This is a genomic window from Kitasatospora sp. NPDC007106 (genome assembly GCF_040634455.1).
GTDB lineage: Bacteria > Actinomycetota > Actinomycetes > Streptomycetales > Streptomycetaceae > Kitasatospora > Kitasatospora arboriphila.
Genome location: NZ_JBEYFP010000225.1, coordinates 1 through 8,844, shown reverse-complemented (window position 1 = coordinate 8,844; position 8,844 = coordinate 1). Strand labels below are relative to the sequence as shown.

The window sequence follows — 8,844 nt, the reverse complement described above, 5'->3', positions numbered from 1 at the left end:
GGCCGGGCCCGCGCCGATCGCGGCCCCGACCGCGGCCCACTCCTCGCCGGCCGCCGGTTCGGGGGCGCCGCGCCACAGCGGTTCCAGCGCGGCCAGGACGGCCGCTCGCAGGGCGTCGGCGCCGTCCCCGTAGCCGCGGCGGCAGACCCCGCAGAAGCAGAGCGACATCAGGAACTGCCCGACCGGGCCGAGCGGAACGCCGCCGGTCTTGTCGTGGGCGTGCAGGTGGGCCAGCCCGTACCAGCCGCAGGACTCCAGTTCGGTGCCGGTCGCGCCGGGCCGGACGGCGGCCTCGGCGGCGAGGTCCGCGGCGTACTCGACCACCTCGGGCCGGGCGATGCACGGCGCCCACGGGTAGGGCTCGCCGTAGGCGTTGTGCACCGTGCTCGCCGGGAACTCGCCGCCCAGCCGGGAGTTGTGGGCGAGCACCACCCAGCTGTGCACCTCGACGCCGGCGCCGAGCAGCGCCCCGGCCGCTTCGCCGAACGGGTCGGCGGACGGCAGCCAGTCCTGGGCGTACGGGCGCAGCCGGCGGCCCCGCCAGCGGGCGGGCGAGGCCGGGTAGTAGACGGCGGAGTGGCGGGCGGTGACGATCCGCCGCGCGGGGTGGCGGGGTGTCAGGGCGCGGGTGGAGTGGTACGCGGAGGCGAGGGTGGCCCGGTCGGGGCCGAGGTCGGCGAGGCGGTCGGCGGCGTGCGGGTCGCCGAGCACGTCCCAGGGGTAGAGGAAGGCGGAGGTGCGCACGGCGGCTCCGTGGATCGGGGGTGCCCGGCGTCCGGCCGGGCACCCGGGCGGGCGGGGTCAGATCAGGCTGCGGCCGTGCTCGACCAGGCGGGCGAGCTGCTCGACGTGCTCGGGGGCGGGTTCGGTGAGCGGCGGGCGGACGGGTCCGGCGTCCAGGCCGTCGAGCCGCACCCCGGCCTTGACGAGCGAGACGGCGTAGCCGCTGCCCTGGGCGCGGAGTTCGACCAGCGGCCGGTAGAAGCCGTCGAGCAGCCGGTTGGCGGTGGTGTCGTCGCCGGTGGTGAGGGCGCGGTGGAAGGCGAGCGCGATGTCGGGGGCGAAGCAGAAGACGGCGGAGGAGTAGAGGGTGACGCCGATGCCGCGGTAGGCGAGTCCGGTGAGTTCGGCGGTGGGCAGGCCGTTGAACCAGCAGAACGGGCGGTCGGGCCGGGCGGTGCGGACGGCGCTGACGATCCGCTGCATCCGGTCGATGTCGCCGACGCCGTCCTTGAAGCCGACGACGTTGTCGAGGCCGGCGAGGCGGACGACGGTCTCCGGGTCGAGGACGGCGTTGTCGCGGGCGTACACGACGATCTCCAGCGGGGTGGCGGCGGCGAGGGCGGCGTAGTGCCGGTACAGCCCCTCCTGGGAGGGCTTCACCAGGTACGGCGGGAGGGCGAGGACGCCGTCGGCGCCGGCGCGCTCGGCGCGCCGCAGGAAGTCGAGGGCGAGGGCGGTGCCGTGGCCCACACCGGCCACGACCGGGACGGCTCCGGCTGTTTCCTCGACGGCGGCGGCGATGACAGCCTCGTACTCGTCGAGTCCGAGGGCGTGGTACTCGCCGGTGCCGCAGGCGGCGAAGACGGCGGCGGCGCCGGCGTCGAGGCGGGCGCGGACGTGGGCGCGGAGGGCGGCGTGGTCGACGGCGCCGTCCGGGGCGAAGGGGGTGACGGGGAAGAAGAGCAGTCCGCCGAGGCGGTCGGCGAGCGGGGTGCGGTCCGCGATCGGGGCGGCGGGCAGGTCAGCAGGCATGGGGGTCGCTCTCCAGGGGGTGCGGCGAACGGGGCGCGGCGAACGGTGTGCGGCGGAGGCGGGTGCCCGGGCGGCCCGGGCGCCCCTCGACAGGGTTATACATCAGCATGACCACAGTCCACATCCATGAACGCTAATTCGCTGCACGGGGGGTTGACGCCCTAACAGCCCCTCCCTAGGGTGTCCACACCTGTGAACAACGTCCAAGAGCATGTCTTCTCCCGTCCCCGGGCAGAGAGGAGGCGAGCACACGCGTGGCTCTCGCCGGCACCCCCCGTTCCCGCGGCCCCCGACTGCGCCGGGCCCTCACCCCGTACACCCTGATCGCACCGACCGTGCTGCTGCTGGCCGTCTTCCTGGTCGTCCCGGTCGGCAGCGTGCTGTACTCCGCGCTCCAGCACCACGTCGTCAACGAGCCCTACGACGACGCCTTCGTCGGCCTCGACAACTTCCGCCGGATGGCCGGCGACGAACAGTTCTGGCGCAGTCTGGCCTTCTCGGCGAAGTGGGTGGCCGCCGAGGTCGTGCTGCAGCTGCTGCTGGGCCTCGCACTCGCCCTGATCGTCAACGAGACCTTCGTCGGACGCGCCGTCGCCCGGGCCCTGGTCTTCTCCCCCTGGGCCGTCTCCGGCGTCCTGACCACCGGCATCTGGATCCTGCTCTACAACCCGGCCACCGGCGTCCTCCACCACCTGGCGGAGCTCGGCGTCGGCGACGCCGGCACCTCCGTGCTCGGCAACCCGGACACCGTGTTCGGTGCCGTCGTCGTCGCCGAACTCTGGCGCGGCGTACCGTTTTTCGCCATCCTCATCCTCGCCGACCTGCAGTCCGTGCCCCGGGAGCTCTACGAGGCCGCCTCGATGGACGGCGCCGGCCGGGTCCGCAGCTTCCTGCACGTCACCCTGCCGCACCTGCGCGACGCGATCGTGCTGGCCACCCTGCTGCGCGGGGTCTGGGAGTTCAACAACGTCGACCTGCTCTACACCCTCACCAACGGCGGCCCGGCCGGCGCCACCACCGGCCTGCCCCTGTACGTCGCCCAACTCGCCCGCAAGTCCTACGACTTCGGCTACGGCTCGGCGCTGACCTGTGCGGCCTTCGTGATCCTGCTGTTCTGCTCGATCCTCTACCTGCGGCTCAGCAGGTTCGGCAGCGGGAAGTGACGGCGCCGATGACCGCCCCCGACCTGGAGCGCGCCCCCGTGACCACCGCCGCCCTGCCCACCCCGGCCCGCACAGCCGCCGGCACGGGCCGTCCCGCCCGGCGGCGCGACGGCCGGTTCCTGCGGCTGTTCCTGCCTCTCGGCCTCTACCTGCTCTTCACCCTGGTGCCGTTCTACTGGATGCTGCTCTTCGCCCTCCGCCCGGCCGGCTCCACCTCGCTGCTGCCCTGGCCGATCACCACCGAGCACTTCGCGACGGTGTGGAACGGCATGGGCTTCAGCACCTACGTCCGCAACAGCGTGTGGATCGCCCTGCTCACCCTGCTGTTCGTCACCTTCTTCGCCCTGATGGGCGGCTACGCGCTCGCCCGGTTCGACTTCCGCGGCCGCCGGGTGTTCATGCTGGCGCTGCTGTGCACCCAGTTCGTGCCGGGCGCGATGATGCTCATCCCGCTGTTCGAGATCTTCCGGACCTTCCACCTGATCGACTCCCGGTGGAGCCTGATCGTCGCCGAGACGACCTTCCAGCTCCCGCTCGCGATGATCCTGATGAGCGGCTTCGTGAAGAACGTCCCGGTCGAGCTGGAGGAGTCGGCGACGGTGGACGGCTGCGGTCGGCTGCGCGCCTTCCTCGCGGTCGTGCTGCCGCTGCTGCGGCCCGGCATCGTCGCGGTCGGCTCCTTCGCCTTCATCGGCAGCTGGAACAACTTCCTCTTCGCGCTGATGTTCCTCAACGACCCGGAGCTGCAGACCGTCCCGGTCGGCCTGCAGACCACCATCGGCGAGAACACCGTGGACTTCGGCGCACTCGCCGCCGGCGGCGTGGTCGCCGCCGTCCCGGTGGTGCTGGTCTTCGCCGTGGTGCAGAAGTACCTCGTCCAGGGCATGAGCGCCGGCGCCGTCAAGGGCTGACCCCGGCCACCGCACCCGTCCCCCTCCGATCCACGCCGATCCCGACAGGACACCGCCCATGAGCCGCACCCTGCGCACCACCGCCGCAGCCCTCGCCGCCCTCGGACTGCTGACCGCCTGTTCCTCCGCCGGCTCCTCCTCGGACACCGGCGGCGAGGTCACCCTCACCTACTGGGACAACAACGCCGGCCCGGCCAGGACCCCGCTGATGCAGCACCTGATCGACGGCTTCGAGAAGTCCCACCCCGGCATCACCGTGAAGTACGTCGGCGTCACCAGCTCCGAGATCGCCGAGAAGTACAACACCGCGATCGCCTCCGGCTCCACGCCCGACGTCGGCGGCGTCACCACCGCCCTGCTCGCCTCGCTCACCGCGCAGAAGGCGCTGGCGAAGCTCGACGACCGGTACGCCGGGAGCCCGTTGAACGGCAAGCTGTCCGCCAACTTCCTGACCATCTCCAGGAGCGCCGCCGGCGGCAAGGGCCTCTACCAGCTGCCGTCCTCCGGCAACCAGGACGTCATCTGGTACCGCGCCGACAAGTTCAAGGAGGCCGGCCTCGCCACGCCCAGGACCTGGGACGAACTCTTCGCCGCCGCGGCGAGGTTGACCGACCGGTCGAAGAACCAGTACGGCTTCACCATCCGCGGCGGCGCCGGCTCCGGCTTCCAGATCCTCTCCGAGGCCTACGCCTACTCGGGCCTGGACGCGATGTTCGACGCGAACGGCACCTCCACCGTCGCCGATCCGCGCAACATCGCCCTGATCGAGAAGATCGCCGCCCAGTACAAGGCCACCACCCCCGAGGCCGACGTCTCCAACGCCTACCCGCAGATGCTCGCCCAGTTCCAGGCCGGACAGGTGATGACGGTCCACCACAACCTGGGCTCCACCAGGGACGTCAGGACGGCGCTCGGCGACAAGGTGGCCGGCATGCTGCTGCCCGCCGGCCCGGACGGCACCGCCATCCTCGCCAACCCGGTCGACGGCTTCGGCCTGTTCGAGAAGAGCAGGCACAAGGACCAGGCCTGGGCCTTCATGGAGTACCTCGACTCGCACACCGCCAACAGCTACTGGAACGAGAACGTCGGCCAGATCCCCGCCAACACCGAGGCGTACGCCGACGACTGGTACGTCAGGTCCGGTATCACCAAGCAGGCCGGCGACGCGCTCAACTCCACCACCGCCAGGCTCGTCCAGCCACCGGTCCACCTCCCCCAGTACTCGAAGATCACCAAGACCGACGCGGAGCCGAACTTCCAGAAGGTGCTGCTCGGCAGGATGTCCGCGGCCGACTTCGCCGAGTCCCTCGCCGACGCCTTCACCAAGGCCCAGCAGACCTACCGCGCGAAGAACGGCTGACCGATGGCCGCGACGATCGAACGCATCGAGCTCACCGTCTTCACCACCGAGGCCCGCACCGCCGTCGACGCCCACGGCCACCGGCACCCCTGCGCGCCGCGCGGCGTCCGCGAGGCCCTGCTCACCGTCACCGACACCGACGGCACGGCCGGACGCGTCCTCGTCCAGCCCGACCACCTGCGCCCCGCCGTGCTCGACGGGCACGTCCGCCCGGTCCTGCTCGGACAGGACCCGCTGGACCGGACACGCCTGTGGACCTCGCTCGCCCGGCGGCAGCGCGGCGCCCACGGCGGCCTCACCGACCGCGCCCTCGGCTTCGTCGACCTCGCCCTCTGGGACCTCGCCGGGCAGCGCCTCGGCCTGCCCGTGTGGAAGCTGCTCGGCGGCGCCCGCAGCGAGGTGCCCGCCTACGCCTCCACCATGTGCGGCGACGAGGTCCCCGGCGGCCTCGCCACCCCCGCCGACTACGCCGACTTCGCGGTGCAGCTGGTCGAGCGCGGCTACCGGGCGATCAAACTGCACACCTGGATGCCGCCGGTGTCCGGTGCGCCCTCCGTCGCCCTGGACATCGCCGCCTGCACCGCCGTCCGCGAGGCCGTCGGCCCCGGCGTCGAACTGATGCTGGACGCCAACCACTGGTACTCCCGCACCGAGGCGCTCCGACTCGGCCGGGCGCTGCAGGAGTTGGACTACTACTGGTTCGAGGAGCCGATGGAGGAGGCCTCGGTCTCCTCGTACCGATGGCTCGCCGGGCAGCTCGACATCCCGGTGATCGGCCCCGAGACCTCCTGGGGCAAGAACTTCACCCGCGCCGAGTGGATCACCTCCGGCGCCTGCGACATCCTGCGCACCGGCACCACCGACGTCGGCGGCATCACCCCGGCCGTCCGCACCCTGCACCTCGCCGAGGCCTTCGGCATGGACTGCGAGGTGCACGGCAACGGCTCCGCCAACCTCTCGCTGCTCGGCGCCACCACCAACAACCGCTGGTACGAACGCGGGCTGCTCCACCCCCACACCGACTTCGACGCCGTGCCGCCGCACCTCCACGCGATCGTGGACGCGATGGACGAGCATGGCACCGTCCGGCTCCCCGACCGGCCGGGCCTCGGCGACCACCTCGACCTCGACCACATCAAGCGCCACACGATCACCACGGACTGACGATGCCACAGACCATCCTGCTCACCGGCGCGGCCGGCGGCGTCGGCACCATGCTGCGCGAGCTGCTGCCCGCGTACGGCCACCGCCTCCGGCTCGCCGACCTCGCACCGGTCCCGGACGCCCCGGACGCCCTCGCCTTCGACCTGCGGGACGCCGATGCCGTCCGCGCGGCCGTCCGCGGCGTGGACGCGGTCGTGCACCTCGGCGGCATCTCGCTGGAGGACACCTTCGCCCGCATCCTCGGCGCCAACGTCGAAGGCACCTACCACCTCTACGAGGCCGCCCGGCTGGAGGGGGTGCGGCGGGTGGTCTTCGCCAGCTCCAACCACGCCGTCGGCTTCACCCCGCTGCACGGCCTCGGCCCGGGCGGCCGGGGCCTGATCGGCACCGGCACACCGCCCCGGCCCGACACCTACTACGGCCTGTCCAAGGTGTTCGGCGAGGGCCTGGCCCAGCTCTACGCCGACAAGTACGGCATCGACACCGTCTCGATCCGGATCGGCTCCTGCTTCCCGAAGCCGCGCTCCACCCGGATGCTCTCCACCTGGCTCAGCCCCGCCGACTGCGCCCGGCTGGTGCACGCCGCCCTCACCGCCCCCGTCGAGGGGCACGTGGTGGTCAACGGCATCAGTGCCAACACCCGCGCCTGGTGGGACCTGGCCCCGGCCCGGGCGCTCGGCTACGAACCGCAGGACGACGCCGAGGCGTACGCCGCCGAGGTGATCGCCGAACACGGCGAACTGGAGCCGGACGGCGTCGACGCCCGCTTCCTCGGCGGCGCCTTCACCGAGATCGAACCACCACGCTGAGCGGTCGGGTCAGGGCGCGGAGTTCACCGCCCGCCGACCGCCTGCTTGACCAGGGTGCGGCCGAAGTCCCACATCAGGCCGCTGCCGCGGTGCGCCTCGTCCATCACCTCGGTGAAGGCGTCGACGAAGCGGTCGACCTCCTTCTCGGTGATGATCAGCGGCGGGATCAGCTTGATCACCTCCAGGTGGTCGCCGGACACCTGGGTGAGGATCCGGTGCCGCTGCAGCAGCGGCACGACCACCATCTGCGCGAACAGCCCCTTGCGGGCGGCCTGCAGGGCCGTCCACCCGGTGCGCAGCTTCAGCGACTTGGGCCGGCCGAACTCGATGCCGATCATCAGCCCGCGGCCCCGCACGTCGGCCAGCAGCTCGTACCGGTCGACCAGTTCCGCGAGCCGGCCGCGGAACAGGTCGCCGACCTTCCGGGCGTTGGCCACCACCTGCGCGTCGCGCATCACGTGGAGCGTGGCGAGGCCGGCCGCCATCGCCTGCGCGTTGGAGCCGAAGCTGGCGGAGTGCACCAGCACCCGGTCCATCGACGAGTACACCTTGTCGAAGATCCAGTCCTTGCCGAGGGTCGCACCGATCGGCACGTAGCCGCCGGAGAGCGCCTTGGCCGCGCAGACGAGGTCGGGCCGCACGCCCTCCTCGTGCTGGTAGGCGAAGAAGTCGCCGGTGCGGCCGATGCCGGTCTGCACCTCGTCGCAGATCAGCAGCGCCTTGTGGGCGTGCAGCAGTTCCTGCGCGGCGTACAGCCAGCCGGGCGGGGCGGCGTGCACGCCCTTGCCCTGGATCGGTTCGACGATCAGTGCGGCGACGTCGCCCTTCTTCAACTCCTTCTCCAGCGCGCCGAGGTCGCCGAGCGGCACCGCGGTGTCCGGCAGCAGCGGCTCGAAGCCCTTGCGGAAGCCGCTCTCGCCGTTGACCGAGAGCGAGCCCGCCGTCAGGCCGTGGAAGGCGTGGTCGCAGTAGAGGATCCGCCGCCGGCCGGTGGCGCAGCGGGCGAACTTGAGCGCGGTCTCGACCGCCTCGGTGCCGCTGTTGCCGAAGAACACCCGGTCCAGGCCGGGGGCTTCGGCGAGCAGCCGCTCGGCGAGCAGGCCGGGCAGCGGGGAGCAGTCGAAGCGGGTGAGGTCGGGCAGTCCGAGGTCCATCACCTGCTGCACCGCGGCGCGCACCACCGGATGGTGCCGGCCGAGCGCGAAGATCCCGAACCCGGCCAGCATGTCCAGGTACTCGTTGCCGTCGGCGTCGTAGAAGTACGGGCCCTCGGCGCGCTCGTAGTACTTGTCGAAGCCGATGGTGTGCAGCATCCGGGGCAGCTGCGGGTTGAGGTACTTGGCGTGCAGCTCGTAGCGCTCGACGGCGCGGTGGGCGAGCAGGGCGGCGAGGTCGAGGCCCCCGGTGGGACGGTCAGCCGGCATGGTGCTGGTTCGCTCCTCGGATCGGTAGCAGCTGCTTGGCGTGGGCGGCGGTCTGGGCGGCGACGCCGGTGCCGGTGAGTCCGATCTCCTCGAGGATCTCACCGCGGCCGGCGTGCGCCAGGAACTCCTGCGGGACGCCGAGGTCGCGCAGCGGGGTGTCGACACCGGCGTCGCGCATGGCCTGGGCGACGGCGGCGCCGACGCCTCCGGTGCGGCCGTTGTCCTCGACGGTGACGACGAGCCGGTGGGCTGCGGCCA

The 8,844-nt window shown here is 72.3% G+C and carries 8 protein-coding genes and 1 pseudogene; 5 read left to right on the top strand and 4 right to left on the bottom strand.

Going from position 1 to position 8,844, the window contains the following annotated elements; translation table 11 throughout:
* Nucleotides 1-744, bottom strand: a pseudogene (locus ABZ641_RS18670) (hypothetical protein); the annotation flags it as partial.
* 57 nt (nucleotides 745-801) lie between these two features.
* Nucleotides 802-1,755 (bottom strand): 5-dehydro-4-deoxyglucarate dehydratase, encoded by a 954-nt coding sequence (locus ABZ641_RS18665; RefSeq protein ID WP_359983113.1) that lies wholly within the window; start codon nucleotides 1,753-1,755, stop codon nucleotides 802-804.
* 254 nt (nucleotides 1,756-2,009) lie between these two features.
* Between ABZ641_RS18665 and ABZ641_RS18660 the strand changes: the two genes are divergently transcribed.
* Genes ABZ641_RS18660 through ABZ641_RS18640 form a run of 5 tightly spaced genes read left to right on the top strand, consistent with a single transcriptional unit; the run spans nucleotide 2,010 to nucleotide 7,162 of the window.
* Nucleotides 2,010-2,918, top strand: coding sequence for a sugar ABC transporter permease (locus tag ABZ641_RS18660; RefSeq protein WP_359983111.1), 909 nt, complete (start codon nucleotides 2,010-2,012; stop codon nucleotides 2,916-2,918).
* An 8-nt stretch (nucleotides 2,919-2,926) separates the two neighbouring features.
* The gene (locus tag ABZ641_RS18655) at nucleotides 2,927-3,829 is read left to right on the top strand and encodes a carbohydrate ABC transporter permease (RefSeq protein ID WP_344621821.1); all 903 of its coding nucleotides are present in this window, start codon (nucleotides 2,927-2,929) and stop codon (nucleotides 3,827-3,829) included.
* Nucleotides 3,830-3,887: 58 nt separating this feature from the next.
* Nucleotides 3,888-5,189: a sugar ABC transporter substrate-binding protein gene (locus ABZ641_RS18650; protein WP_344621820.1), complete on the top strand. Its 1,302-nt coding sequence runs from the start codon at nucleotides 3,888-3,890 to the stop codon at nucleotides 5,187-5,189.
* A 3-nt stretch (nucleotides 5,190-5,192) separates the two neighbouring features.
* Complete coding sequence (locus ABZ641_RS18645; protein WP_359983108.1) at nucleotides 5,193-6,353, top strand: enolase C-terminal domain-like protein; 1,161 nt, start codon at nucleotides 5,193-5,195, stop codon at nucleotides 6,351-6,353.
* Nucleotides 6,350-7,162 (top strand): NAD(P)-dependent oxidoreductase, encoded by an 813-nt coding sequence (locus tag ABZ641_RS18640; protein WP_359983116.1) that lies wholly within the window; start codon nucleotides 6,350-6,352, stop codon nucleotides 7,160-7,162. Before ABZ641_RS18645 ends, ABZ641_RS18640 begins: the two co-directional genes overlap by 4 nt.
* Before the next feature lie 23 nt (nucleotides 7,163-7,185).
* Here the strand turns inward: ABZ641_RS18640 and ABZ641_RS18635 are convergent, their stop codons facing one another.
* Together ABZ641_RS18635 and ABZ641_RS18630 are read right to left on the bottom strand one after the other, a co-directional pair.
* The gene (locus tag ABZ641_RS18635) at nucleotides 7,186-8,586 is read right to left on the bottom strand and encodes an aspartate aminotransferase family protein (RefSeq protein ID WP_359983105.1); all 1,401 of its coding nucleotides are present in this window, start codon (nucleotides 8,584-8,586) and stop codon (nucleotides 7,186-7,188) included.
* The coding region (locus ABZ641_RS18630; protein ID WP_359983102.1) for a transketolase C-terminal domain-containing protein at nucleotides 8,576-8,844 on the bottom strand (269 nt) is incomplete at its 5' end. The genes ABZ641_RS18635 and ABZ641_RS18630, both read right to left, overlap by 11 nt.

Coding starts and splice junctions, on each gene's coding strand:
- ABZ641_RS18650 (WP_344621820.1), top strand. CDS start 3,888: ATGAGCCGCACCCTGCGCACCACCGCCGCAGCCCTCGCCGCCCTCGGA.
- ABZ641_RS18635 (WP_359983105.1), bottom strand. CDS start 8,586: ATGCCGGCTGACCGTCCCACCGGGGGCCTCGACCTCGCCGCCCTGCTC.
- ABZ641_RS18665 (WP_359983113.1), bottom strand. CDS start 1,755: ATGCCTGCTGACCTGCCCGCCGCCCCGATCGCGGACCGCACCCCGCTC.
- ABZ641_RS18645 (WP_359983108.1), top strand. CDS start 5,193: ATGGCCGCGACGATCGAACGCATCGAGCTCACCGTCTTCACCACCGAG.
- ABZ641_RS18655 (WP_344621821.1), top strand. CDS start 2,927: ATGACCGCCCCCGACCTGGAGCGCGCCCCCGTGACCACCGCCGCCCTG.